This window comes from Sphingopyxis sp., assembly GCF_036675685.1.
In the GTDB taxonomy this organism is placed as follows: Bacteria; Pseudomonadota; Alphaproteobacteria; order Sphingomonadales; family Sphingomonadaceae; genus Sphingopyxis.
Map to the genome: position 1 here is coordinate 1 of NZ_JAKFEM010000042.1, position 24,903 is coordinate 24,903.

A 24,903-nucleotide genomic window follows, 5' to 3' on the forward strand; every position below is an offset into this window, starting at 1 on the left:
CCCAAGATCGTCGATCTTTACATGGACGGCACGATCCAGATCGACCCCATGATCACCCATGTCCTCAGCCTCGACGAGATCAACAAGGGGTTCGACCTGATGCACGCGGGTGAGAGCATCCGCTCGGTGGTGGTGTTCTAGGCGACAAATAATCCGTTCGTGCTGAGCTTGTCGAAGCACTGTGCTCTTCTTCGGAGCGGGAGGACGGAAGAACGGCCCTTCGACAAGCTCAGGGCGAACGGGTTTCGAAACCGGTTATTGGGCGGGAGCAATGATGAGCGGACCATGTCAGCTGCGTCGATGCGGTCGGCATCCCGTTGCTGGACGCGGCAAAGGTAGAGAAGGCCTTTGCGTATCGCATCCTTCGCTACCTTCCTTCGAAACCGCGCAGGGATAATGCGCTGTCATGATCCTCGTCATCGACAATTACGACAGCTTTACGTTCAATCTCGTTCACTATCTGATCGTGCTCGGGGCGGATGTCCGTGTCGAGCGGAATGACGCGCTCACCGCGGCCGAAGCCCTGGCAAGCGAGGCGTCTGCCTTCCTGATTTCGCCCGGCCCCTGCACGCCGAAGGAAGCCGGTGTCAGCCTCGATCTTGTCGCCGCGTGCGCCGAGGCGAAGCGCCCGCTTCTCGGCGTATGCCTCGGCCATCAGGCGATCGGCCAGCATTTCGGCGGGACAGTGCAGCGCGGGCATTTGATGCACGGCAAGACCTCGCCCGTCTGCCATGACGGCTCGGGTCTCTTTGCCGACCTGCCATCGCCGCTGACGGCGACACGCTATCACAGCCTCGAGGTGGTCGATATTCCAGAATGCCTCGCTGTCAACGCAACCAGCGATGACGGCGCGGTGATGGGATTTCGCCACCGCGCGCTTCCGATACATGCCGTGCAATTCCATCCCGAAAGCGTGGCCACCGAATATGGATACGAACTTCTCGCCAATTTCCTTGCCATTGCCGGTCTCGCGACTTCCGCGTCGCGCGCGCCGGCTCCCTTTCTGCACCCGTTTCAGACCTCGATCGGCCAGGCGCGTGGGACATGGTGAAAATCTGCGCGACGGCATCCTTGCATCCGTTTCTTCCCGTCCGGTGCTGGAGGTTCATATTGCCCGTAGCCGTTAAGAACTAGGAGGCGTCATATCGCTCGACAATATCGTCCACGACGGCCGAAAAAGTTCCTCCTTGGATGGGAAGTAGCTCCACAGGGTTGTCTTCGAGCCGCCGACCTGGCTCGCGATCGACGACATAACGGTGCCGGCATAGCCCTGGGAAAAAAAAGCCGATAGCGCAGCGTCGATGAACGCCTTCCGGCGCTGCGCCGAAGCGTCGGAGCCCTTGTTGTCCGCTGCCACCGCCGACTGCATCATCCGCTCTCCCGGGCTTGACGACATGAGAGTCGTGCTCTCACAAAATTATTGTTTGTGTTGCATACAAACTTTGATATGCCTTGCCCATAAATTTCTTGAGATAAGGAGAGAGGGCAAGTGTCGGCGAAGAATCTGGAACAGGTCTTGGGAGCAGCCGGGAATCCTGTCGAAATGCTGCGCAACTCGCAGCTTGGCGCCTATGTCTACCCGGTGGTGGCGCCCGAGTTTCACAACTGGCGCGACGAGCAATGGGCGTGGCAACACAGCGCCGTGCTGTTCGATCAGTCGCACCACATGGTCAATCTCTACATCCGCGGCAAGGACGCGCTCCGGCTGCTGACCGAGACGATGATCAACTCGCCCAAGGGGTGGGCGGTGAACAAGGCCAAGCAATATGTGCCGACGACGCCCTATGGCCATGTCATCGGTGACGGCATCATCTTCTGGCTCGCCGAAGAGGAGTTCGTTTATGTCGGCCGCGCGCCGGCGTCGAACTGGCTGCGTTTCCATGCGGCGACGGGCGGCTATGACGTCGAGCTCGAACTCGACGACCGTTCGCCGATGCGCCCGATGGGCAAGCCCGTCACCCGTTCGTGCTGGCGCTTCCAGATCCAGGGACCGAACGCGTGGGCGATCATCGAGAAGCTGCACGGCGGTCCGCTCGAACAGCTCAAATTCTTCAACATGTCGACGATGAACATCGCCGGCAAGACGATCCGCACGCTGCGCCATGGCATGTCGGGCGCCCCGGGGCTCGAAATCTGGGGTCCGTATGAGGAGCAGGAAGAGGTTCGCGCCGCCATCCTCGAGGCGGGCAAGGAATTCGGCATAGTCCCGTGCGGCAGCCGCGCCTATCCGTCGAACACGCTGGAATCGGGTTGGATCCCGTCGCCGCTCCCGGCGATTTACACCGGCGACAAGCTGAAGACCTATCGCGAATGGCTCGGCGCCGACAGCTATGAGGCGACCGGATCGATCGGCGGCAGCTTCGTGTCGGACAATATCGAGGATTATTACCTCAACCCATGGGAACTGGGTTACGGCCCGTTCGTCAAGTTCGACCATGATTTCCACGGCCGCGAAGCGCTTGAGGCGATGAACCCGGCCGAACAGCGGGCCAAGGTGACGCTGGCCTGGCATCCCGAAGACATGGCGAAGATCATGGCCTCGCTGTTCGATCCCGACGGCGACCAGTATAAGTTCTTCGACGTGCCCTTGGCCAACTATGCCTCGTCCAACTATGACCGCGTCGTCGACGCGGGCGGTCGGACGGTCGGCCTGTCGATGTTCACCGGCTTTAGCTACAACGAAAAACAGGCGCTCTCGCTGGCGACGATCGACCATGAAATCCCCGTCGGAACCGAGCTTCGCGTCGTGTGGGGCGAGGAAAATGGCGGCACCCGCAAGACGACGGTCGAGCGGCACAAGCAGATCGAGGTGCGCGCGGTCGTAAGCCCGGTGCCCTATAGCCGGGTCGCGCGCGAAAACTATGCCGAAGGCTGGCGCACCCAGCGCTGATCCGGTCGCCGCAGCCCGCGCCGCGCCGGTTATCGGCATGGTGCGGGCTGCGGCAACCGCCTGATATGGAGGGCCGGATGGTCGTACCCCTGATCCATCCCAATTGGGCGAAGGCGCCGGCCGGCATGACCGACGGCTATTCGCTGGAAATCACTGCAAAGGACGTCGCCGCATTGCGCGAGGCGGCCCCGCTGATCCCGGCCGAAACGCCGGTCGCGATCACCTTTCTGCCCGGTGAGGAGGCGCAGGCCCGGGTCGCCGCCGCGGTCGCGGTACGCGAGCTCGGCTTTGAACCCATGCCGCATTTCTCGGCGCGGCGGATCGTCTCGCACGACGAATTCGAGACCTATCTGGCGGCCGTCGCGCAGGATGCCGGGGTGCGGCGCTGTTTCATCGTCGCGGGCGATCCGCCCGAACCGCAAGGCCCGTTTTTCGACACATCGGCGCTCATCGCCACCGGCGCCTTCGAACGCGCGGGCATCAAGGCGATCGGTGTCGGCGGCCATCCCGAGGGTCATCCGGTGATGTCGCCCGCCGAATGCTGGGCGGTGCTGGAGCGCAAGGTCGGGGACATCGAACGGCGCGGGATGTCGCCGCTGGTCGTGACGCAGTTCGGCTTCGATCCGAACGCCTTTCTCGGCTGGCTGAAAGAGGCGCGGCGGCGCGGGATCGACACGCCGATCCGCATCGGCATCCCCGGACCCGCCAGCATCAAGACGCTGCTGCGTTTCGCCGCGCGCTGCGGCGTCGGTGCATCGACCAGCGTGATGAAGAAATATGGCATCTCGCTGACCAGCCTGATCGGCAGCGCCGGTCCCGACCGGCTGGTCGATGAATTCGCCGACCGGCTGGGCGACGAACACGGCCGCGTGCGGCTGCATTTCTATCCCTTTGGCGGGATCAAGGCGACGGTCGACTGGATCGACGGCTATAACCGGCGAAACGGTCTGTGACCCTGCGCCCCTGACCGCGCGGTTCAATCGCCAAAGAAATTGAGTTCCAGCAGTATCCCGTTGGGGTCCATCGTGAAAATCTGGCGCAGGCCGATCGCGGCTACCAGGTTCAGCTGATAATCGGCGCCGCGCGCGTCGAGCTGCGCGACCGTCTCGCTATGGCCGACGCAGCGCAACGCGACATGGTGGATTGACCCGGTCGGTCCAGACGCCACTTCGCGGTCATAGGCGCGGACGCAGTCGAGGCTGTTGACGTGCAGGATCGCGCGGCCTGCCGTATCGTGCATCCACTGCGCCGTCCCGGGCGTCAGCGGCGGCGGCGCATCGCGCCGTTCGAGACCGAGCAATTCGGCGTAGAAGGCGCACGTCGCGTCGAGGTCGGCCGTGATGATGTTGACATGGTCGAGCGCCTCTATGTGCATCGCTTCTGGTCCTGTCAGGTTGCATTTTGCGCTGCGTCGCGTGCATCCTTGTAACTCTTGCGGCGAAAGGCTTCAAATCCGACCCGTTGATCATAGCCGGGGTCTTCGGGATAGTCGCGGTAGTCGGCCAGATACTCGGCGAACAATTCGGCGACCTCTTCGCGGTGCTCGGGGTGCGAAAATATATAGGCGCGGTTCTCGCGCATCGCGTCCAGCACCCGCGCCGCGATGACGTCGGGCTCCATGCCGAATTCATGCACCCCGGCGAGCCGTTCGACATGTGCGGTATCGACGGGCTTTGCGCCCACCATCAGTTCGGGCGGACGCACCTCGTCGCTGGCAAAGATATGCGATTTGACCAGGCCCGGGCACAGGATCGACACGCCGATGCCGTGCGGGGCCAGGCTGGCGCGCAGGCTTTCACTCATCCCGCGCACCGCGAATTTGGTCGTATTGTATATCCCCGGCGATCCGCTGGCGAGCCAGCCTGCCATCGATGCGGTGTTGACGATATAGCCGCCCTGGCCCGCCGCGATCATCCGCGGGACAAAGGTCATCACGCCGTTGATCGGGCCGTGCAGATTGACCCCCATCACCCAGTCCCAGTCCGAATAGCTCGATTCCTCGATCGGCTGGAACAGGTTGATGCCGGCATTGTTGAACAGCAGGCTGACCGGCCCGAAGCGTTCCTCGACCGTGTCGGCCGCCGCCGCCATGCCTTCGCGCGACGACACATCGACCTGCACCCCCATCACCATCTGGTTATCGAGTGACTTCAGCGCCGCGTCGATTGCATCCTGGCGAATGTCGGCCATCGCGACCTTGCACCCTTCGGCGAGCAGTGCGCGGACCAGCCCGATGCCGATGCCGTTGGCGCCGCCGGTGACAAAGGCCGTGCGTCCTGAGAAATTGATCATGTCACAATCCTGCTTCTACTTCACCGGATTCTCGGGCGCGGCGGACCGTCCCTCCAGCTGCTGGTTAAAGATTTTGCGGTGGGCAAACAGCCAGCGGCCATCGACCCGGCGCAATTCGTCCTCATAATGGCCAAAGCCGCCGACCTTCGGCGTATGGCCCGGGCCGTTGTTGGCGACTTCGAACCAATAGGACCGCCCGGTCGCCGTATCGCCGTCCACGCTGATCGAAATATTGGTGATGAAATGGCGCAGCGTGACCGGCTTGCCCGATCCGTCGTCGCCGTAATAGGGCGCGAGTTGGGCGCGCATTCCGCGTACTTCCTCGCGGATGGCATCGCGTCCCGTCACCGTGCCCCGCGCCCAGTCGAGCGTGCCGTCTTCGGTGAAGGTGGCGGCGTAGGCTTCGGCATCGAACCAGTCGAGCGCGAACATGTAGCGCGCCTGCAGATCTTCGATCTCGGCCCGGTCGCGGGCATAGTGCGCGTCATAAACAGGGTTGGCCAGCGCCGTGACCGCCGAAAGCGCAGCCACGAGCGCCAGGACAGGGCGACGCGGGTTCATGGCTTCAACCCTTCCTGACGGGCGATTTCCGCAGCGTGGATGGGGTTTTCGAACAGCATCGCGAACGTCTGTTTATATTCCGCATTCTCAGGGAGATGGGCCGGAACGGCGGCGGTCGTCGCGTCGCCCCGCCGGCGTACGCCTTCCAGGAATTCGCTGTGGGTCAGGATATAGAGCTCGTCGTTCAATATGCCGCGGAGCACCCGCTCGCCGACCTCTTCCTTGGTCTGGTAAAGGTGGAAGAAGTTGCCGCCCTCGCGCCGCCTTTTGTCGGCCTCGGCATAGCCGCTGTCGGCAAGGTCCGCCGGCCGCGTCTGGCCCGCTTCGGCGATGTTCGACTGGACCGCGCCGGGACAGAAGGCCGAACAGATGATGCCTTGCGGCTCCAACTCGGGCCGCATGCATTCGATCATCGAAATGACGGCCGCCTTGCCGGTGGAATAGATGGTCGTCCCGCCGACCGGGACCAGCCCCGACATCGACGCGGTGTTGACGATATGGCCGCCTTCGCCATGGCGCTGGATGCGCGGCAGGATCGTGACGATCCCGTTGATCGTGCCGCCCAGATTGACGCCCATCACCCAGTCCCAGTCGGCAAATGTGGCGATCGCGGTCGGGCCGACGACGGCGACCCCGGCATTGTTGCACAACAGGTGGATCTTGCCGAACCGCGCCTCGGCGGCATCGGCGGCGGCGGCAAACGCGGCCCGGTCGGTGACGTCGAGCCGGACGGTCAGCACCCGTTCGGGGTGGCCCAGTTCACTCGCCGCATCGGCCAGATGGTCGTCGCGGATGTCGGCGACGACGATATTCATGCCTGCACCGAGCAACGCCTTGGCGATTCCCAGCCCGATGCCCGAGGCACCGCCCGTTATGAAGGCGGTTTTCCTTTCGAGATTCTGCATTTTTTCCTCTCCCGTCACAAAGCGCTGGACAAGTGCTCGCGAACAGGATTGTATCTAACACATACAATATGGTCGTTGTAAAGCGATTGTGAGAGAGGAGAGGTTGATGGCAGGTGGGTCCCCCGTTGCCGTGCGCGCGAACCCGGCCATCGCCACTGGCGAGCGGGTCTGGCCGTCGTCGGGCGCTGCCTATTGGGCCTTGTTCGTCATTGTGCTGGCGACCTTCCTGACCTTTTTCGACGCGGTGTTGTTCGGCATGCTCGCCGAACGCATCAAGGCCGATTTCGGGTTGAACGACGCGCAATTGGGGTTCCTGGCCGGGCCGGCGAGCATCATCTGCTATTTCTTCATCGGCATCCCGATGGCGCGCCTGGCCGACATCTATCCGCGCAAATATGTGCTGGCGGCGGGGGCGGGGATCGTCGGGGTCATCATTTCGCTGGGCGGGCTGGCGCAGAATTTCGGCCAGTTCGTCGCCAGCCGCGTCTTCCTGGCGGCGGGCGGATCGGCGCACGCCCCCGCCTCCTATTCGCTGCTCGCCGACGCCTTTCCGCCGCAAAAACTGACGCGTGCCTTTGCGCTGCTGCAATTCGGCTTCATCGGCGGCACGACGCTGGGGCCGGTGATCGGCGGCATGCTGGTCGTCGCGGCGGCGGGCTGGGGCGCGAGCGAGGTCATGGGGCTGCGCATCCTCGGCTGGCAGTGGATCCTGCTCCTCCTCGGGCTGCCCTCGCTGCTCGTGGCGGGCCTGTTCCTGACCATCCGCGAACCCGGTCGCCTTGCCCCCGCCGCCGACACGCCGCAGCCCCCGACCGGCGTCTCGCTTGGCCGGCAGATCGTCACCTTCATGGGGTGGGACGCGGCGAAGGCGATCCACGCCAACGGGCGCGTCTACTACCCGCTGTTCGGCGCGCTGGCACTGAGCGCGGTCGAAGTTTTCGGACTGCAATTCTGGCGCGTGCCGTTCCTGATCCGCACCTTCGGCTGGAACGAAGCGCAAATCGGGGCGGCGCTCAGCCTGACGGTGCTGATCGCGTCGCTGTCCGGATTGGCGCTGGGCGGGGTCTTCGTCGAGTGGCTGGCAAAGCGGCACAAGGACGCCAATGTCCGCGCCGCGTGCATCTTTTTCGCCGGCACGACGGTCAGCACAATTACCGCGCTGTTGATGCCCAGTGCCTGGGGATCGCTTATCGCCTTCGGCTTTGCCGGCATGTTCGGCATGGCGGGGGCGGTGCCGCAGAATGCGGCGATCCAGCGTGTCGCGCCCAATGCGATGCGGGGGCAGGTGACCGCCTTCTATCTGTTCATGTTCACCTTTTTCGGTGCGATGGGCAGCTTCGTCATCGGCCTGGTCGCTGAATATGTCGTCGGCGATCCGGCGCAGCTGTGGCGAGCGCTGCTGATGACCGCGGGGACGCTGCTGCCGCTCGCCACTTTCCTGATGTTCAAGGCGATCCGCCCCTATGGCGAAGAAGTCGCAAGGCTCGAAGCGCTGGGCCAATGACCCGGCCCGATTATTTGAAACGGAACCGAATATGATCGATTATCCCTCGCTCCACATGCTGATCGACGGTGAGCGCGTTGCCGCTGGCGACCGCCGCGTCCATCGCGTCGTCAACCCGGCGACCGAGGAGATACTCGGCGAACTGCCGCTTTCCGGCGCGGCCGACCTCGATCGCGCGCTCGCGGCGGCGCAGCGGGGTTTCGTCTGCTGGCAGGGCACCCCCGCCTCCGAACGCGCCGCCGTGCTGACCGGCGCGGCGCGGTTGATGCTCGAACGCAAAGAAGCGATCGCGCGCATCGCCACGCTCGAGCAGGGCAAGACGCTGGCCGAAACGCGCATCGAAGTGATGATGAACGTCGGCCTGTTCCATTTCTACGCCGGCGAATGCCAGCGCGTATATGGGCGTCAGCTCGTTCGTCCCGCCGGGATGCGATCGACGGTCACCTATGAACCCGTCGGCCCTGTCGCGGCCTTTGCGCCGTGGAATTTCCCGATCGGCAATCCGGGGCGCAAGCTCGGGGCACCGATTGCCGCGGGCTGTTCGGTGATTTTGAAGCCGCCCGAAGAGGCGCCCGCGTCGGCGCTCGCGGTCCTGCAATGCCTGCTCGACGCCGGGCTGCCGGGCGATGTCGGCCAGATCGTGTTCGGCGTTCCCGACGAAGTATCGCGCCACCTGCTCGCCTCACCGGTCATCCGCAAGCTCAGCTTCACCGGCTCGACGACGGTCGGCAAGCACCTCGCTAGGCTGGCGGCCGACGATTGCAAGCGCACGACGATGGAGCTCGGCGGGCACGGGCCGGTGCTGGTGTTCGACGATGTCGATGTCGATCGGGTGCTCGATACGGTCGTGCCGCACAAATATCGCAACGCGGGGCAGGTGTGCGTATCGCCGACGCGCTTTGTCGTTGAGGAGGGCATTTTCGAACGCTTCCGCGATGGTTTCATCGAGCGCGCATCGAAAATTCCCGTCGGTAACGGTCTGGAAGACGGGGTCCAGATGGGACCGATGGCCAATCCGCGGCGGCCCGAGGCGATGGACCGGCTGGTCGGCGAAGCGGTGGCGAGCGGCGCCGCGCTCGGCTGCGGCGGCCAGCGGATCGGCAACCGCGGGTTTTTCTATGCACCGACGGTGCTGTCCAACGTGCCCGCCGATTGCGCGATCATGACCGAGGAACCCTTCGGCCCGGTCGCGCTGATCAACGCCTTTGCCGACGAGGCGGCGATGGTCGCCGAGGCCAACCGGCTGCCCTACGGGCTCGCCGCCTATGTCTGGACGAAGGATGCCGAGCGGCAGCGCCGCGTCGCTCGCGCGGTCGAGGCCGGCATGGTCGGCGTCAACACGACGATGATCGGCGGCGCCGACGCCCCCTTCGGCGGGGTCAAATGGTCGGGCCACGGGCATGAGGACGGCACCGAAGGGCTGATGGCGTGCATGGTGCTCAAAGCGATTCACGAGGGATAATGATATGACCCACGAACTGAATACCGGCGGAGATCGGGGCTATCTGCGGATCGCGACCGAAGAAGCCTTCGCCACGCAGGAACAGATTGACGTCTTCCTGCGGATGGTCCGCGACGGCACAGCCGACAAGGGCATGGTGTCGCTCTGGGGCTTTTACGCGACCTCGCCGTCGGAGCGCGCGACGCAGATCATGGACCGGCTGCTCGATCTGGGCGAGCAGCGGCTGCGCCACATGGACGAAACCGGGATCGACCGCGCGGTGCTCGCGCTGACCTCGCCGGGGGTGCAGCCGATGCTTGACGTTGCGGAGGCAAAACATATCGCGGCAAACGCGAACGACCGGCTCGCCGACGCCCGCGCCGCGCATCCCGACCGCTTCATCGGCATGACCGCGGTGGCGCCGCAGGATCCTGACTGGTCGGCCGCCGAAATCCGGCGCGGCGCGGCCGAACTCGGCTTCAAGGGCGTCCAGATCAACAGCCATACGCAGGGCGAATATCTCGACGATCCCAAATATGACCCGATTTTCCGCGCCCTCGCCGATACCGGCCAGCCGCTTTATATCCATCCTGCGACGCCGCCCGACAGCATGATCGATCCGATGCTCGAGGCGGGGCTCGACGGCGCGATTTTCGGCTTCGGGGTCGAGACGGGCATGCATTTGCTACGGCTCATCACCATCGGCATCTTCGACCGCTATCCCGATCTGCAGATCATGGTCGGCCATATGGGGGAGGCCTTGCCCTATTGGCTGTACCGGCTCGATTTCATGCACCAGGCCGGGGTGCGCGCGAACCGCTATGCGCGGATGAAGCCGCTAAACAAGACGATCGCGGGGTATATGCGCTCGAACGTCCTGGTCACCAATTCGGGCATGGCGTGGGAGCCCGCGATCAAGTTCGCGCAACAGGTCGTTGGCGAAGATCGCGTCATGTACGCGATGGACTATCCCTATCAATATGTCGCCGACGAGGTCCGGGCGATGGACAATATGGACATGGCCCCGGAGCTTAAAAAGAAGTTCTTCCAGACCAACGCCGAACGCTGGTTCGGGCTGTGAACTGCAACGAACCAGGGAGAGAGACGATGGGAACGAACATGATCGGCATTACCGGAGCGACCGGTCAATTGGGGCGCCTTGTCATCGGCCAGCTGGTCGAACAAGGACTGGGCTCGCGGATCGTCGCGCTGGTGCGCGACCCGGCGAAGGCGGCCGATCTCGCCGCGCTGGGCGTTGCGGTCCGTGCGGCCGACTATGATGCACCCGAAGGCCTTCTCCCCGCGCTGGCCGGCGTCGATCGGCTGCTGCTGATCTCGGGCAACGCGGTGGGCCAGCGGGTGGCCCAGCACCGCGCCGTCATCGAGGCCGCGCGCGAGGCCGGGGTCGGCTTTGTCGCCTATACAAGCGTGCTGCATGCCGACACGAGCCCGATCGGCCTGGCCGAGGAGCATCGCCAGACCGAGGCCGCGCTGCGCGCCAGCGGGCTGGCCTTCGCGCTGCTGCGCAATGGCTGGTATATGGAAAATTATCTGGGCGGCATCGCGCCCGCACTGCAGTTCGGCGTGATGATGGGCAGTTCCGGCGCGGGCCGGATCGCGGCGGCAACCCGCGCCGATCTGGCGGCTGCCGCAGCGGCGGTGCTCGCGGGCGGCGGCGAACATAACGGCCAGACCTATGAACTGGCGGCCGACACCGCCTTCACCATGGCCGATTTCGCCGCCGAGATCGCCAGACAGTCGGGCAAGCCCGTCGTCTATCGGGACATGGCCGAAGCCGATTATGCCAAAGCGCTCGAAGGCGCCGGCCTGCCGCCACCGGTCGCGGCGATGATCGCGCAGTCGAGCGCATCGGCGGCGAGCGATGCCCTGTTCGACGACAGCCGGACGATCAGTCGCCTGACGGGTCGGCCGACCACTGGCCATTCGGCCGCCATCGCCGCGGCGCTGGCCGTTTGATGGCGGCGGTGGATCAGCAGCAACCTGTCGGAATGCGTGTTCCGGCCGGCGCGAAATATGCGCTTGCCCTCGTCGCGCTGACAAACGCGCTCAGCCTGCTCGATCGTAACATATTGGCGATCCTCGCGCCGCAGATCAAAGACGATCTGGGGATCGGCAATGCCGAAATGGGGCTGCTCTACGGCACCGTCTTCGCGCTGTTCTATGCGCTCTTCTCGCTGCCGCTCGGGCGGCTGGCCGACGGCTGGTTCCGCAACCGGCTGCTCGCGATCAGCCTGGCTTTCTGGTCGCTGGCTACGGGTTTTGCCGCTTTTGCCAGCGGCTTTGCCATGCTGGCGCTGTCGCGGCTCGGCGTGGGGATCGGCGAGGCCGCGACCCAGCCGGCGGGAACCTCGCTGGTTTATGATTATTGGCCGCGCGAGCGGCGCGGTTTCGTGATGGCGGTGCTCGCCGCCGCGATCGCCGTCGGGTTGGGCGGATCATCGATCCTTGGCGGCTATGCCGCCGACTGGTGGAATCAGACCCAGCCGGGTTCCAGCCTGCGCGGCTGGCAGTTCGCTTTTCTGGTCGCCGCCGCGCCAGGCTTCTTGCTCGCGATTTTGCTGTGGCGATTGCGCGAACCGGCGCGCGGCGTGATGGACGGTATCCCGACGGCGCACGATCGGGCACCCTTTCGCGCCAGCGCTGCCGTGCTCGGGTCGGTGACGCCGGGGCTCAACTGGATCAGCCTCTATGGCCGCAAGGCTTCGGCGCGCCAATGGCTGCTCAACATCGCGGTATTGCTGCTGATCGTCGCCGCAATGGTTGCCGCCACCTGGGCGGCGCAGCGTTTTTCGCCGCGCCCGCCGCTCGAGATCGGCGGGCTGGCGCTCGATCCGCACGTGCTGCAGTGGAGCGTCGTCGGCTTTGGGCTGTTCGTGATTTTCAACCTGTTGCAAGGCCTGAGCCTTGCCGACAAACCGGCCTTCGCAGTTATTTCCCGCTCGCCCGCGCTGATGATGGCGATGAGCATCGGCGCGCTCCAGACAATGATCAACTATGGCGTGATGGGTTTCACGCCGTCCTTCCTGATGAAGGAATTCGCGCTGTCGCCGACCGAGGTCGGGCTGAAATTCGGTTTGCTCTCGGCCGGGATCGGCATTGTCGGGCCGATGATTACCGGGCCATTGTCGGACCGTATCAACCGCCGCTTTCCAGGCAGCGGACGCATCTGGGTGACGCTCTTCTCGCTCGGCCTGTCGCCGCTGATCGCGCTGTGGGTTTATGCGGCGGAGGATGCGGCCAGTTTTTACGGCCGCTTCCTGCTTTACAGCATCGTGCTGACCGGCTGGCTGCCGCCGCTTTATGCGGTGATGTACGATCAGGTGCTGCCGCGCATGCGCGGGGTGATGACCAGCCTCTACCTGATGCTGACGACGATCCTCGGCCTTGGCATCGGGCCCTATCTGGTCGGCATGATCGCCGATGCCAAGGGCGGCCGCCTAGCGCCTGCGATCCTGTCGATCAACTGGGTGGCGCCGGTGATTGTCGTGTTGCTGATCCTGCTGGCGCGCCGGGTGCGCCGCGACGAGGCAGGGTTGATCGAGCGCGCGCGCGCCGCGGGCGAGGCGATCTAGCGCGGGGCTGCGCTACCTAATGGCGTCAGGCCGCCAGCCCGATCGCGTCAGCGTCGGCCCAGTTGCCGTGCAGGCCGAAGCGCAGCCGGATAGGGATGTTGATCGTCGCGATCGGTCCTTTCTCGATGGCGAGCGCGTCGAACAGCAACAGGTCGCTGCGCGCTTCCTCCAGCCGGTTGCAGACCTGCACGACCCAGCCATCGCCCTCAGGCGCGTCCTTCGCGCGCGGGATGAAACAGGGTTCCTGCAGCGACGAGACCGGCCCGCACCACCAATGCTGCTCCGCCCCCGTCCGATGGTCTTTCAGGAACAGGCAGTTCATCAACATCCCCGCCGCGCTGCCACCGCGCAGTTCGCAGGGGCGGCGCATGTCCATCTCGAGCATCCAGCCATAGCGATAGGGCAGGCCGGCGAAGCGGTCGTCGATGCGCGGAAATTCGCCGACCGTCTCGGTCAGCCGTGTGATCGCGGCAAAGCCGTCGCCGTTCGAGGCCATGTCGACGGTCCAGCGCGTGAGGTAACTCGACGCTGCGACCGGATCGAAGGGGGCGCCATCGACGTCGGGGAAGAAGGGGAACATGTTGTTCTTCGCCTCGGGTGTGTCGAAGTGGATTTTTGTCCCTTCCTGAAAGGCGTTCATCACATGGCTTGCAAAGCAATTGTCGCGCTTGAACCAGCGGATGTCGTCGGCGCTCGCGCCCGCCCGGCGCGGCAGCACACCCAGATATACCGGCAAACTTGTGTCGAACCCGAAATGCGGCAGCCCCCTTTCCAGCCGGTCCCAGCTGCCGATCGACGGGACGATGTGGAACAGCGCATAATCCTCGGTGATCGCGAAATCGTGCATCATGTTGTAATAGGGCGCCTTGAACCAGATTTCGTGGATCAACTCCCCCTCGGGCGTGACCTCGTAATAGGTGCAATCGTCGCTGCACAGACCCGACGCGGCATAACCAAAGGCGATCATATTGCCGGTCGCCGGATCGATTTTCGGATGCGCGGTAAAGGTCTGGCCGGTCATCTTGCCGTTGAACCAGGTGTAGCCCAAAGTCTCCATCGTCGCGGGGTCCATGACCAGCGCCGGGCTGTCTTCCTTCAGTGCATAGAGCTTGCCGCCATGGATCCAGGCGTTGGTGTTGGCGGTGCCGCGGATCTTGCCTTGCACACGATCGTCGTCGGTCAGCGGGTTGCGATAGGCACCGAACAGTCCGGCGCCCGCGTCATGCTCCAACTGCCATTTGTCGGTCTTTGCCCAGCGCTGGCGGAAATCGCACTGGCCGTCATGGAAATGGAACCGCGTGATCATGCCGTCGCCGTTGAACGCGATGTCGTCGCCCAGCCGCGGCGGATATTGCGGATCGGGCTGGACGCGAAAAAAGGCCCCGCTCAATTCGGGCGGGATGCTTCCCTGATGCGCCAGATCATATATATCCGCTTCGATCCGCGACGGCGTGTTGAAACCCGTAAAACTCGGCGTTGCCGGAAAATGTGCCATGATGCAGCCTCTCGACATAACTTGTATGTTCTACTAACAATCACCGCAAGGGGAGCCGATGACAAGGAAAAAAGAAACGCTGGTGCCGACGACGCCGCATGTCGAAGGCGACGAAGATATTGGCGAGATCCGCAATATCGTCGGCTTTCATATCCGGCTGGCGCATGGCGCCGTGTATCGGCATTTCACCGAGACGTTCGAGCATGTCGAGCTGACCCAGAAGCAGGTGTCGGTGCTGTGGCTGATCGACGATCATCCCGACATCGCCCAGACCGATCTGGCGCAGCGCATGCGCATGGACCGCGCCACGACGATGGCAATCGTCAACCGCCTGCAGGCGCGATCTTATCTGGTGCGCGGCAAATCGCCGCACGACGGGCGCAAGCAGACACTAAACCTGACCGATCAAGGACGCGCGACGCTGAGGCAAGCCAAGTCCGCGATCCAGGATCATGAGAGCTGGCTGAAAAGCCGGTTCACCGACAAGGAAGTCAGCCAGTTGATCGAGATGCTAAGTCGCATTCACGAGTGAACAAAAAAGAAAAACGAACGGGAGAGATGTGATGGTCGGGGCCAATCCGAAATCGGCGATCGACGACGGTCCAATGCACGCCTGGCAATGGCTGGCGGTCGCGATCACGGTCGGGCTCAACGGCCTCGATGGTTTCGACGTGCTGTCGATAAGCTTCGCGTCCCCCGGCATCGCCCGGGAATGGGGCGTCGATCAAAGCATCCTCGGCTGGATCCTGTCGATGGAGCTGCTTGGCATGGCGGTCGGATCGGTGCTGCTCGGCGGGGTCGCCGACAAGGTCGGTCGCCGTCCGACGATGCTGGGGTGCCTCGTCGCGATGACGATCGGCATGCACTTCGCGGGCGTCGCGGGCAGCGTGAACGAGCTGCTGGGCTGGCGGCTGCTGACGGGGCTCGGCATCGGCGGCATGCTCGCAGCGATCAACGCGGCGGCGGCGGAATTCTCGAACAACCGCTATCGCAGTCTTGCCATGTCGCTGATGGTGATCGGCTATCCGCTCGGCGGTGTGATCGGCGGGCTGGTGGTGCAGCAACTGCTCGTCGCCGGCAATTGGCGGGACGTGTTTTCGTTCGGCGCGTGGGCGACCGCGGCCTTCATTCCGCTCGTCTGGTTCTTCGTCCCCGAAACCCCGGCCTTCCTCGATCGCAGGCGGCCCGAGGGCGCGTTGCAGCGCGTCAACAAGGCGCTGCTCCGCTTTGGCCACGCCGCGGTTGCCTCGCTGTCGGTCGAGGCCGAAGGCGCGCCGAAAAGGTCGATCGCCGACATCTTCAAACCGGCGCTGATCGCGACGACTTTGCTCATCACCTTTGCCTATTTCGCGCACATCACCAGCTTCTATTTCATCCTGAAATGGGTGCCCAAGATCGTCGTCGATATGGGGTTCGAACCGAGAGCCGCAGCCGGCGTGCTGACCTGGGCGAATGTTGGCGGCGCGACGGGCGGCGCGATTTTCGGGATGCTGGCGATCCGCTTCGGCCTGAAGCCGCTGACGGTAATCGCGCTGGTCGTCTCGTCGGGCATGATCTTCTGGTTCGGTTCGGGCGCCGACGATCTGGCGCGCCTGTCGATGATGGTCGCGGCGACCGGTTTCTTCACCAACAGCGCGATCGTCGGCCTCTATTCGCTGTTCGCCAAGGTTTTCCCGACCCATGTCCGCGCGACGGGAACCGGCTTTGCGATCGGGGTCGGGCGCGGCGGCGCGGCGCTCGCGCCGGTGCTCGCGGGCTATCTGTTCGCTGCCGGGTTCGGCTTGCAGACCGTCGCGCTGTGCATGGGCTTCGGTTCGCTGCTTGCCGCGATCGCGCTGCTGATGCTCAAGGAGCGCGCTGCCGATTAGCGGCAGCGCCGGACCTCAGCCGATCAGCATCAGCGCATCGAGCGCCACCGCGCCTTCGCCGTCGGGATAAACAACGACGGGGTTAAGGTCGATCTCGCGGATCGCGGGACCGGCCGCCAGCACGGCGCCGAGTGCCAAGACGATGTCCGCCACCGCCCCGACGTCCATCGCGGGCGATCCGCGAAAGCCCTGAAGCAGCGCCCCGCTTTTGAGCGCGTGAAGTTCGTCGACGATCGCGCCGCGCGTCAGGTCGGTCGGCAGCAGGCGCACATCCTTCAATATCTCCGCCTGGACCCCGCCAAAGCCGGCGAGGATGATCGGCCCCCAATCGGGGTCATTCTTCGCCCCGATGATGAGCTCCAGCCCGCGCGCGCCCATTGCCTCGACCAATATGCCGTCGAGTATGAGTCCGGGGCTGTATTCGGCAACGCTGGCCTGCATCTTTGCCCAGCCCGCCGCGATCGCATCATCGTCCCCGACACCGACGATCACCCCGCCGGCATCGCTCTTGTGCGACAGGGCGGGCGACTGCGCCTTGAGCACCACTGGATAGCCGAGCTCGGCCGCAATCGCCTGCGCTTCGGCGACCGTGCGCGCGAGGCGTGCGGCGGGGAAGGGGATGGCCAGGGGCGCGAGCAGTTCCTTCGCCCGATATTCGGGAACCACGCCGGCCGAAGGCAGCGTGATCGACACGGCGGCAGGCGCCGCAATATCGGAATAGCGCGCGGCGAAACGGTCCAGTTGCGCCAGCGCGCGGAAGACCCGGTCGGGGGTCGGGAAGTAAGGAACATGCAGCGCGCGTAGCGCCGCGATATAGTCGGGCGGAACCGGCGCGCCGTCGTCCATCCCGGCAAAGACGATGGGCTTCGAAGGCTTCAAGGTCCGGATCGCCTCGATGATCGGCGGGAATTTGAGGTTGCAGGTCGCTGCGTCGGTCTGGATGATCGCAAAGACGACGCTGCCGAAGCGGTCGTCGCCGAGCAGCGCCGCGAGCGCGCGGCGATACAGATCGGGATCGACGAGCGCCTGCGCGGTCAGGTCGACCGGATTCGACACCGGCACGAAGGGCGGCAGCGCCGCGCGCAGCGCCGGGGTGTCATGATCGCCCACGACGGGCAGCGGCAGGCCGACCTCCTCGCACAGGTCGAGCGTCAGCGCCTTGAACGCGCCCGACTCGGTCAGCACGGCGGCGCCGCCCGCGGGAACGACGCCGCAGGTCGCGATGATGTCGGCGGTATCGCCCAGTTCCTCCAGCGTGTCGGCCACGAGCACCCCGGCGCGCTCGACCTTCACCCGCATCAGCGCATAATCGCCCGCCATCGCGCCGGTGTGGGTGGCGGCGGATTCGCGCGCCGCGCTGCTCTTGCCGGGGTGCAGCAGCACGATCGGCTTGCCCGCTGCGCGTGCCTTTTGGGCGAGCGCCAGGAAACGCTGCGGCTGACGGAATTGTTCGACGATCATCGCGATGACCTTGGTCCGGGTATCCGCGATCAGATATTCGACATAATCCTCGACCCCGCTCGCGGCCTCGTTGCCGGTCGAGATCGAATAGGAAACGCCGATTCCGCGCGAAAAGAGCGTACCGGCAAGCACGGCGGCCATCGCCCCGCTCTGCGACACGATCGCGACGCCCTGGCGATCGCCGAGCGGCGCCGACGGGGTTTCGACGAAGGTCAGCGGGATCATGTCGATATAATTGACGAGGCCGAGGCAATTCGGTCCTTCGATCACCATGCCATGGGCGTCGGCGATCCGCGCGATTTCGCGCTGTTCGGCTAGACCCTCTTCGCCGCCCTCGGCAAAGCCCGCCGAAAAGATGATCGCCGACCCGACGCCGCGCGCCGCGAGCGCGCGGATGCTGTCCAGCACGGCGGCGCGGGGTATGGCGAGCACCGCCACATCGACGCCGCCGGGCAGCTCGTCGATGGCGCCGAGCGCCTGGCGCGACCCGATCGTCGGGCGTTTCGGGTTGATGAGGTGGATCTCGCCGGCAAAGCCCTGCCGCTCGAGATTGGCCAGCACCGTCGACCCGAGGGCGCCCGGCGTCGCCGACGCGCCGACGATTGCGACCGATGTCGGGCGGAGCAGGCGATCGATCGATTTGGCGGGCAGGCTGATGGTGGCGTCGGTCATGGCTTTGGTTTTTCCTCTGTTCGCTGGCGGGCCTGCGGGGTCATATCAGCGCGCCGAACCGCGCCGGATCGGGAGCGTCGGCAACGGCCGCCTGCTCCAGATAGGGCAACCGGCACAGCATATCGTCGATCATTTCAGCGCCCGCGGCGCGCAAATGTCGCGCCGCGTCGTCGTCGCCGGCCGTTCGCAACAGCGCCGCCGCGATCCAGCCGGCTGCGACGGCGGACGCGAGGGCCAGATAGCCCGTCGCGCTCCACTCGGCCGCGCGCGCGTCATGGCCGGGGTGCGTCAATCGCGCGGTTGTCTGCTCCAGGCAATCGAGCGCCTCTGCAAGCGGCGGGCAATTCTCCGCCTCGCAGCGCGCTTCGGTCAGAAAGGCGCGATAGGGCGCGCCGCCATCCTTGCGCAACTGCCGGAACAGTAGATCCTGCGCCTGCATGCCGGTCGTGCCTTCGAAGATCGTTAACACGCGCGCGTCGCGCAGGCGCTGTTCGACCGGCCATTCCTTCGTGTAGCCCGCGCCGCCCAATATCTGGATCGCATCGCTGGCGACGTCGAACCCGGTTTCGCCGCCCATCGTCTTGACGATCGGGAGCAGCCACGCGGTGAGCGCCGCCGAATGGGCGCGCTGTTCGGGGTCGCCGGTGCGGTCGGCGCGGTCAATATGCTTGGCGGCGATCTGGATCAGGCCGCGCAGGCATTCGAGCCGTGCCGCCATTGACAGCAATTGCCGCTGGATGTCGGCGTGGGTCTCAATCGGTACGGGCAGGGGGCCGCTGCCGCCCTGACGGCGCTCGGCGGCATAGGCTTTCGCAGTCGCATAGCTTTGCGCTGCGATGCCCGCGCCCTGCACTGCGGTGGCCAGCCGCATGTGGCGGATCATCACGAACAACTGCTGCAGCCCGCGCCCCTCCTCACCGAGCAGGAAGCCCGTAGCACCCTCGAAACCCAGCGCGCAGGTGGGCGAGAGGTGGAGGCCCAGCTTCTCCTCGACACGGCGCACGACGATGCGGTTGCGTGTCGCGCCGAAGCGGTCGGGGACGAGGAACAGGCTGATCCGGTCGGTGCCGGTCTTGGCGAGCAGGAAATGACCGATACGGTCGGTCAGGTCCTGGTCGCCAAAGCTGATCCAGCATTTCTCACCCTCGATCGACCAGCGTCCGTCGGCGGAGGGCCGCGCCGATGTGCGGATGCGGCGCACGTCGGACCCGGCGTCGGGTTCGGAGATGCAGATCGTCGCCCCCCAGTCGCCGCTGGCCAATCGGGGCAGCCATTCGGCCTGCTGTTCGGCGCTGCCATAGGCGGCCAGCAGGCGCGATCCCGCGCGGATCGGCACCGGCATCATGCCAAAGGCGGGGCAGGCGCGGTCGAAGATTTCCTGCACCGCCGACGCAACGCCGGTGGGCAGGCCCAGCCCGCCGTGCGCCGGGTCGGCGTCGATCAGCAGCCAGCCGTCGTCGCGGTACGCCCGCCATGCCGGCTTGTGGCTGGCGGGGGTAACGACACGCCCGCCCACCAGCCGACTGCCGGTCCGGTCGCCCTCGGCGTTGAGCGGCACCAGCCAACGTTGCGCGAAGGCTTCCGCCGAACGCAGCATTTCTTCGATCTCGCCGGTCGACGGATCGGTGCCGTTGTGCGCGTTCGCCGACCCGCCAAGGGCCAGCGCGACCGCATGGCGGGAAAGCGTGGCGGTGACCATGGGGCGTCGCGTCCGGTCAGCGCTTGATCTTGCTGGTATCGAAGGTGCCGAGACCGGGCTTGAAGGATTTTTCGTCGAGGAACTGGCGGGTCGCTTCGTGGCGCGCCTCGACCCCGCCGAAATTGTGCAGTGCCTCCTGCGCGCGGATCAGATAATCCTCGGCATTATCATAGGTCATTTCGGTCATCCGGCGCACCGCCCATTTGGTCGCGCGCAGCGCGTGGCCGTCCTTCTTGGCCAGCGCTTCGGCGATTTCCAGCACGCGCGCCTGTAACCGGTCGGCGGGAACCGCCTCGGTTACCAGCCCCTGCTCGGCGGCCTCGATACCGGTCAGATTTTCGCCCATCATCGCATGATACATCGCCTTGCGCAGCGGCATCAGATCGGCGACAACCTTCGACGCGCCGCCGCCGGGCAGGATGCCCCAGTTGATTTCGGACAGGCCGAACTGCGCATCTTCGGCCGCGACCGCGATGTCGCAGGCGAAAAGCGGACCATAGCCGCCGCCGAAGCACCAGCCGCCGACCATCGCGATCGTCGGCTTTTCATACCAGCGCAGCCGTTCCCACCAGCTGTACGCTTCGCGCTGCGCCTTGCGGATGGCGCTTAAGCCTTGCTGTTCGGTTTCGCGGAAATATTCCTTGAGGTCCATGCCCGCCGACCAGGCTTCGCCTTCGCCGGCCAGCACGAGCACCTTCACATCGTCGCGGAACTCCAGATCCTCGATCACGCGCTTCATCTGCCGGTTGAGCTTGGGGCTCATGCAATTGCGCTTTTCGGGCCGGTTGAAACGGACCCAGGCGATGCCGTTCTCGACGGTGAAGGCGACAGTTTCTTCTTCGGTGCGTTCGCTGGTCATGGATTGTCCTTCGATTAAATGGGGAAATGGCCCGGCTGGGTCTCGATCGTGATCCAGCGGGTTTCGGTAAAGCTGTCGATGCCCTGCCTGCCGCCAAAGCGGCCATATCCCGATGCGCCGACGCCGCCGAAGGGCATCTGCGCTTCGTCGTGCACGGTGGGGCCGTTGACATGGCAGATGCCCGACCGGATCTGCCGCGCGACGCCCAGGCCGCGCGCGGTATCGCGGGTGAAGACGGCAGCCGACAGACCATAGGCGCTGTCGTTGGCGAGGACGATCAGCGGTGCCTTGCCGCCCAGTTCGAGCAGGCAGGGTTTCAGATGACCGGCGGCGCGGCGGGCGATGATCTTGCCGACCGCGGTCGAGCCGGTGAAGTTGATCCGCTTGACCTCGGGCGCATCGATCAGCGCGCCGACGACCTCGCCGGCATCGGCGGGCGCGTTGGTGACGATGTTGACGACCCCGTCCGGAAATCCCCCCTCGGCAAAGGCCTCGACGATCAGTTCATGGGTGCGTGGGCAGCTTTCGCTGGCCTTCAGGATCACGCTGTTGCCGCAAGCGAGCGGGACGGCGATGGCGCGCACGCCGAGGATGATCGGTGCATTCCATGGTGCGATGCCGAGGATGACGCCGACCGGCTCCTTCAACGCCATGGCGAGGCAGCCGGGCTTGTCCGACGGGATCACTTCGCCTGCGATCTGCGTGGTCAGTGCCGCCGCCTCGCGCACCATCGACGCGGCGAGGCCGAGGTTGAACAGCGCCCAACCCTTCGTAGCGCCGATTTCGCCCATCATCGCCTCGACAAAAGCATCGGCGCGCGCCTCGAGCGCGGTCGCGGCCTTCATCAGCACGGTGCGGCGGGCGTTGGGACCCATCGCGGCCCAGGCGGAAAAGGCGGCCGCGGCGCGCGCGGCGATGGCGGGAATATCGGACGGCTGCATGGCTGCGGCGGTTGATGCAATGCCTCCCGTTAGCGGGTTGATTCGCTCGAATTCCATCCGATCCTCTCCTTTGATTGCTATAATATATAACGATGTAGATTGCTATGAGCAATAGCATTTGCTAGGCAGCGATCATGCAGGATCCACTTTCCGCCTTGCCCGGCTATTTATTGCGGCGCGCATCGGCTTCGGCGCTGGCGGACCTGAACCAGCGGCTGGCCGAGATCGACGTCAATCATACCGACGCATCCTTGCTGATACTGATCGGCGCGAACCCCGGCGTCACGCAAAGCGACGCCGCGCGCATGCTGGGGATCCAGCGCGCCAACATGGTCGGCTTGATCGCCCGGATCGAAGGGCGGGGATGGCTGCTGCGCCAGCGGGTCGACGGGCGGTCGCAGGCACTGTCGCTGTCGCCCGCCGGGGATCGGATGCTGGAGCGGGCATGGGCGATCGTACACGCCTTCGAGGCGAGGTTGGTCGAGCGCGTGCCGGTGGAACTCCAGCCTCATCTGGTGCCGATCCTGCGCCATCTTTGGGGCGAGCGCGGCTAGGGCCTGACCTAATCCGTGGCGGCTGGGGTTTCGCGATACGGCCATCCCGCGATCAGCGCGTCGAGGCTTTTCAGCGCAATCGAATCGAGGTCGAACAATTCGGCCAGCAGGCGGGCGTAAGGCACATGGGCGAAGGTCGACCATCCAGTCATCAGCGCCTGGACGGCCGACGGCAACTGCACCGCCTCGTCAGGAGGCAAGTACAGGCCTTCCAGCCGGGTGCGAATCAGCGCGGTGGCGCGTTCGAACTGGGTCTCGTCGATTTCCGTTGTCGCGATCAGGTGACCGAGGACGGCTTGGGAACAGTGCGGCAGGTCGCCGTCATCCAGGGCACGATGATCCCCGTGGGACGGCACACCTGATCGCCGCCACCTGCGTTGCTATCCGTTCCGGACCCGGGGCGAATTCATCACGTTTTTGAGGCTTTCCATATCTCGACTCTTCCCGCATTGCCGTCCACGCGAACCCAGTCTCCGGTTTCGATGAGGTCAAGCGGATCGCGGTCGAGATCCGTGATGCTCGGCACGCGCATCACGACCGCGCCGAGCGCTACCTTGGTGGTCGTCACGTTGAACAGCATCGCTTTTGGCGCCACCCCGGCAAGCCGGGCCATGTGAAAGATCGACGACCAGCCCGACGATCCTTTTGCGCCCGGGAATACAAGAATCTTGCCGGCGAAGCTTTGGCCCTTCAACTCGTGGCGGCTTTCGATGATGGTGCCGGTCATCGCGTGCACGCCGCCCCAGCCGGAGATGGTCTCGCGCGTGACCAGCGCTTCGCCCTCCGCCACTCCGCCGACCACAACGCGACCGGTCAGGACGATGTCGGGCTTCGCAAGTGTGTCCGCGCTCATTGCAGCCGCCCCTTCCACTTCCCCGTGCAAGCGGCGTCGATGCACTCCCCGGTTGTCCCGTACCAGCCTTCGATTCCCATCATGGCGGGGAGGTAATGGACCTGCTTGGCGCTATCGAGGGCGGCAACTTTCGTTCCAGGCGGGATCGCCTGGCTGATCGCCGAACAGGTGTCGGTCATCAGATAGGCGCCGGCGTCCTGCAACGTCTTCGTATAGCCATTGGCGTCGGCGGTTGCCTTGACCGCACGGCTGGTGAAGACCCACAGTGCGCTGTTGGCGTGGACGTTGCGCCCTTCGATCAGATGGGCGGCATGGGCGATCTGCTCGATCGAATAATGCGGGCAACCGAGCATGACATAGTCAACATCCTCGCTCTGCCCCACGCTGTTCAGCGTCTCGTAGATGCGCTTGCGGGCTGCCGCATCATAGACAAAGGTTTCGCCTTTCGCCGCGCCGCCAAAGGCGCGCTCCACGCTGGAAGCTTCCGGGGTGATGCCAACCATATGGTACATTTCCACTCCGCCCGAGGAGGCGGCCGCCGCCCCGAAATGCTTGTGACGGATCAAGCTCGGCTTTGCGATTGAGCCGGCGATCACCGGAATCGTGTCCTGCACCACATCTCCGACGAAATAGCCGAGCATGCCCCAATCGAACACATCCTCGATCGGCACCTCAACCTTCACGCTGTGCTGGCCAAGGCGATAGTGGTCGCGATGGAATCCCCAATCGGGGATGCGCTTGGCCAGCATGGCGGCGCTTGTCGATTCACGGCCTTCGCAGTTCGTGCGCCCGCCGATCACCGAATTGCAAAACACGACAGCCGAGCTTTCCATCCACGCACAATGCTCGCCCATCACCGGCACATTGCCTGCGATGTAGGGCGTGCAGGTTTTGAGAATCTGGATGCCGTGCGCTGCCGTCTCGCGTTCGTCGGACATGAAATTATCATGCGCCTCCTGCGTCATGCCCTGTTCCGCCCAAAGCTCCGGATCCATGCCACCCTGCAGATGGCAGGAATATGCGTTCATTCGCGGCACATCGACCACCTCGTCGGCGTCGAGATCGAATCTGGAGAACACCGCACGATAGTCCCCGCCATCGTCCTTGTAGTAATTTTTGAGCCAGGGAGGCGCCGATCCCGGCACGCCGGCAACATTGTTGGTCTCGACGAAACGCTCGGCGCCCAAGGCATCGGCGTAGCGGATCAGCAACTCCATTGCTTTTGCCACGGCGGCACCTTGTTCGCCGTCAAGCATCGCCTGCTCTTCGCGGGTCAGGGTCACCATGGGGAATGTTCCTTATTAGATAGAAAGCT

General features: G+C 64.8%; 24 protein-coding genes and 1 pseudogene. 12 read left to right on the forward strand and 13 right to left on the reverse strand.

The genetic code is table 11. The annotated features are described in order from the left end of the window. Together V6M50_RS16195 and V6M50_RS16200 are read left to right on the forward strand one after the other, a co-directional pair. A pseudogene (locus V6M50_RS16195) lies at positions 1 to 141 on the forward strand (S-(hydroxymethyl)glutathione dehydrogenase); the annotation flags it as partial. Positions 142 to 406: 265 nt separating this feature from the next. Then, complete coding sequence (locus V6M50_RS16200; RefSeq protein ID WP_332819612.1) at positions 407 to 1,051, forward strand: anthranilate synthase component II; 645 nt, start codon at positions 407 to 409, stop codon at positions 1,049 to 1,051. A 72-nt stretch (positions 1,052 to 1,123) separates the two neighbouring features. Here the strand turns inward: V6M50_RS16200 and V6M50_RS16205 are convergent, their stop codons facing one another. Then, on the reverse strand, positions 1,124 to 1,372 hold the full coding sequence (locus V6M50_RS16205; protein ID WP_332819613.1) for a TetR/AcrR family transcriptional regulator: 249 nt from the start codon (positions 1,370 to 1,372) through the stop codon (positions 1,124 to 1,126). Between the two features lie 117 nt (positions 1,373 to 1,489). On the opposite strand from V6M50_RS16205, the gene ligM reads away from it, so the two are divergent. Both ligM and V6M50_RS16215 read left to right on the forward strand, forming a co-directional pair. Then, positions 1,490 to 2,890, forward strand: coding sequence for a vanillate/3-O-methylgallate O-demethylase (gene ligM / locus V6M50_RS16210; RefSeq protein ID WP_332819614.1), 1,401 nt, complete (start codon positions 1,490 to 1,492; stop codon positions 2,888 to 2,890). Positions 2,891 to 2,967: 77 nt separating this feature from the next. Then, the gene (locus V6M50_RS16215; protein ID WP_332819615.1) at positions 2,968 to 3,843 is read left to right on the forward strand and encodes a methylenetetrahydrofolate reductase; all 876 of its coding nucleotides are present in this window, start codon (positions 2,968 to 2,970) and stop codon (positions 3,841 to 3,843) included. A 23-nt stretch (positions 3,844 to 3,866) separates the two neighbouring features. Here the strand turns inward: V6M50_RS16215 and V6M50_RS16220 are convergent, their stop codons facing one another. Genes V6M50_RS16220 through V6M50_RS16235 form a run of 4 tightly spaced genes read right to left on the reverse strand, consistent with a single transcriptional unit; the run spans position 3,867 to position 6,648 of the window. Further along, positions 3,867 to 4,265 (reverse strand): VOC family protein, encoded by a 399-nt coding sequence (locus V6M50_RS16220; protein WP_332819616.1) that lies wholly within the window; start codon positions 4,263 to 4,265, stop codon positions 3,867 to 3,869. Between the two features lie 14 nt (positions 4,266 to 4,279). After that, entirely contained in the window at positions 4,280 to 5,182 is a 903-nt protein-coding gene (locus V6M50_RS16225; protein WP_332819617.1) for an SDR family NAD(P)-dependent oxidoreductase, read from the reverse strand. A 15-nt stretch (positions 5,183 to 5,197) separates the two neighbouring features. Next, a complete protein-coding gene (locus V6M50_RS16230; RefSeq protein ID WP_332819618.1) occupies positions 5,198 to 5,743 on the reverse strand; it encodes a nuclear transport factor 2 family protein in 546 nt (181 codons plus the stop codon). After that, the gene (locus V6M50_RS16235; protein WP_332819619.1) at positions 5,740 to 6,648 is read right to left on the reverse strand and encodes an SDR family NAD(P)-dependent oxidoreductase; all 909 of its coding nucleotides are present in this window, start codon (positions 6,646 to 6,648) and stop codon (positions 5,740 to 5,742) included. Before V6M50_RS16235 ends, V6M50_RS16230 begins: the two co-directional genes overlap by 4 nt. A gap of 106 nt (positions 6,649 to 6,754) precedes the next feature. Here V6M50_RS16235 and V6M50_RS16240 point away from each other — a divergent pair, with 106 nt between their 5' ends. From V6M50_RS16240 to V6M50_RS16260, 5 genes are read left to right on the forward strand one after another with little or no spacing between them, the layout of a single operon-like run. Further along, positions 6,755 to 8,152, forward strand: a complete 1,398-nt coding sequence (locus tag V6M50_RS16240) for an MFS transporter (protein ID WP_332819620.1) — start codon at positions 6,755 to 6,757, stop codon at positions 8,150 to 8,152. A gap of 31 nt (positions 8,153 to 8,183) precedes the next feature. After that, on the forward strand, positions 8,184 to 9,614 hold the full coding sequence (locus V6M50_RS16245) for an NAD-dependent succinate-semialdehyde dehydrogenase (RefSeq protein ID WP_332819621.1): 1,431 nt from the start codon (positions 8,184 to 8,186) through the stop codon (positions 9,612 to 9,614). Positions 9,615 to 9,618: 4 nt separating this feature from the next. Beyond that, the gene (locus V6M50_RS16250; RefSeq protein WP_332819622.1) at positions 9,619 to 10,674 is read left to right on the forward strand and encodes an amidohydrolase family protein; all 1,056 of its coding nucleotides are present in this window, start codon (positions 9,619 to 9,621) and stop codon (positions 10,672 to 10,674) included. A gap of 26 nt (positions 10,675 to 10,700) precedes the next feature. Further along, positions 10,701 to 11,570 (forward strand): SDR family oxidoreductase, encoded by an 870-nt coding sequence (locus V6M50_RS16255; RefSeq protein ID WP_332819623.1) that lies wholly within the window; start codon positions 10,701 to 10,703, stop codon positions 11,568 to 11,570. 32 nt (positions 11,571 to 11,602) lie between these two features. Next, positions 11,603 to 13,186: an MFS transporter gene (locus V6M50_RS16260; RefSeq protein WP_332819624.1), complete on the forward strand. Its 1,584-nt coding sequence runs from the start codon at positions 11,603 to 11,605 to the stop codon at positions 13,184 to 13,186. A 25-nt stretch (positions 13,187 to 13,211) separates the two neighbouring features. On the opposite strand, the gene V6M50_RS16265 is transcribed toward V6M50_RS16260, so the two are convergent. Next, positions 13,212 to 14,681, reverse strand: a complete 1,470-nt coding sequence (locus V6M50_RS16265; RefSeq protein WP_332819625.1) for a carotenoid oxygenase family protein — start codon at positions 14,679 to 14,681, stop codon at positions 13,212 to 13,214. Positions 14,682 to 14,739: 58 nt separating this feature from the next. Between V6M50_RS16265 and V6M50_RS16270 the strand changes: the two genes are divergently transcribed. Continuing rightward, a complete protein-coding gene (locus tag V6M50_RS16270) occupies positions 14,740 to 15,213 on the forward strand; it encodes a MarR family winged helix-turn-helix transcriptional regulator (RefSeq protein ID WP_332819626.1) in 474 nt (157 codons plus the stop codon). A gap of 31 nt (positions 15,214 to 15,244) precedes the next feature. After that, complete coding sequence (locus tag V6M50_RS16275) at positions 15,245 to 16,549, forward strand: MFS transporter (RefSeq protein ID WP_332819627.1); 1,305 nt, start codon at positions 15,245 to 15,247, stop codon at positions 16,547 to 16,549. Between the two features lie 15 nt (positions 16,550 to 16,564). On the opposite strand, the gene V6M50_RS16280 is transcribed toward V6M50_RS16275, so the two are convergent. From V6M50_RS16280 to V6M50_RS16295, 4 genes are read right to left on the reverse strand one after another with little or no spacing between them, the layout of a single operon-like run. Then, positions 16,565 to 18,682 (reverse strand): acetate--CoA ligase family protein, encoded by a 2,118-nt coding sequence (locus tag V6M50_RS16280; protein WP_332819628.1) that lies wholly within the window; start codon positions 18,680 to 18,682, stop codon positions 16,565 to 16,567. Between the two features lie 40 nt (positions 18,683 to 18,722). Further along, on the reverse strand, positions 18,723 to 20,381 hold the full coding sequence (locus V6M50_RS16285) for an acyl-CoA dehydrogenase family protein (protein WP_332819629.1): 1,659 nt from the start codon (positions 20,379 to 20,381) through the stop codon (positions 18,723 to 18,725). A gap of 16 nt (positions 20,382 to 20,397) precedes the next feature. Continuing rightward, the gene (locus V6M50_RS16290; RefSeq protein WP_332819630.1) at positions 20,398 to 21,240 is read right to left on the reverse strand and encodes a p-hydroxycinnamoyl CoA hydratase/lyase; all 843 of its coding nucleotides are present in this window, start codon (positions 21,238 to 21,240) and stop codon (positions 20,398 to 20,400) included. Positions 21,241 to 21,254: 14 nt separating this feature from the next. Beyond that, positions 21,255 to 22,238 (reverse strand): aldehyde dehydrogenase family protein, encoded by a 984-nt coding sequence (locus tag V6M50_RS16295; RefSeq protein ID WP_332819631.1) that lies wholly within the window; start codon positions 22,236 to 22,238, stop codon positions 21,255 to 21,257. Positions 22,239 to 22,315: 77 nt separating this feature from the next. Here V6M50_RS16295 and V6M50_RS16300 point away from each other — a divergent pair, with 77 nt between their 5' ends. Beyond that, positions 22,316 to 22,735, forward strand: a complete 420-nt coding sequence (locus tag V6M50_RS16300) for a MarR family winged helix-turn-helix transcriptional regulator (protein ID WP_332819632.1) — start codon at positions 22,316 to 22,318, stop codon at positions 22,733 to 22,735. An 8-nt stretch (positions 22,736 to 22,743) separates the two neighbouring features. Here the strand turns inward: V6M50_RS16300 and V6M50_RS16305 are convergent, their stop codons facing one another. The 3 genes from V6M50_RS16305 to V6M50_RS16315 are packed head-to-tail and all read right to left on the reverse strand — an operon-like array spanning position 22,744 to position 24,874. Next, positions 22,744 to 23,091 carry a hypothetical protein gene (locus tag V6M50_RS16305; RefSeq protein WP_332819633.1) on the reverse strand — a complete coding sequence of 116 codons (348 nt, stop codon included), beginning with the start codon at positions 23,089 to 23,091 and terminating at the stop codon, positions 22,744 to 22,746. A gap of 53 nt (positions 23,092 to 23,144) precedes the next feature. Further along, positions 23,145 to 23,618 carry an aconitase X swivel domain-containing protein gene (locus tag V6M50_RS16310; RefSeq protein ID WP_332819634.1) on the reverse strand — a complete coding sequence of 158 codons (474 nt, stop codon included), beginning with the start codon at positions 23,616 to 23,618 and terminating at the stop codon, positions 23,145 to 23,147. Then, positions 23,585 to 24,874 (reverse strand): aconitase X catalytic domain-containing protein, encoded by a 1,290-nt coding sequence (locus V6M50_RS16315; RefSeq protein ID WP_332819635.1) that lies wholly within the window; start codon positions 24,872 to 24,874, stop codon positions 23,585 to 23,587. Before V6M50_RS16315 ends, V6M50_RS16310 begins: the two co-directional genes overlap by 34 nt. Positions 24,875 to 24,903: the final 29 nt, after the last annotated feature.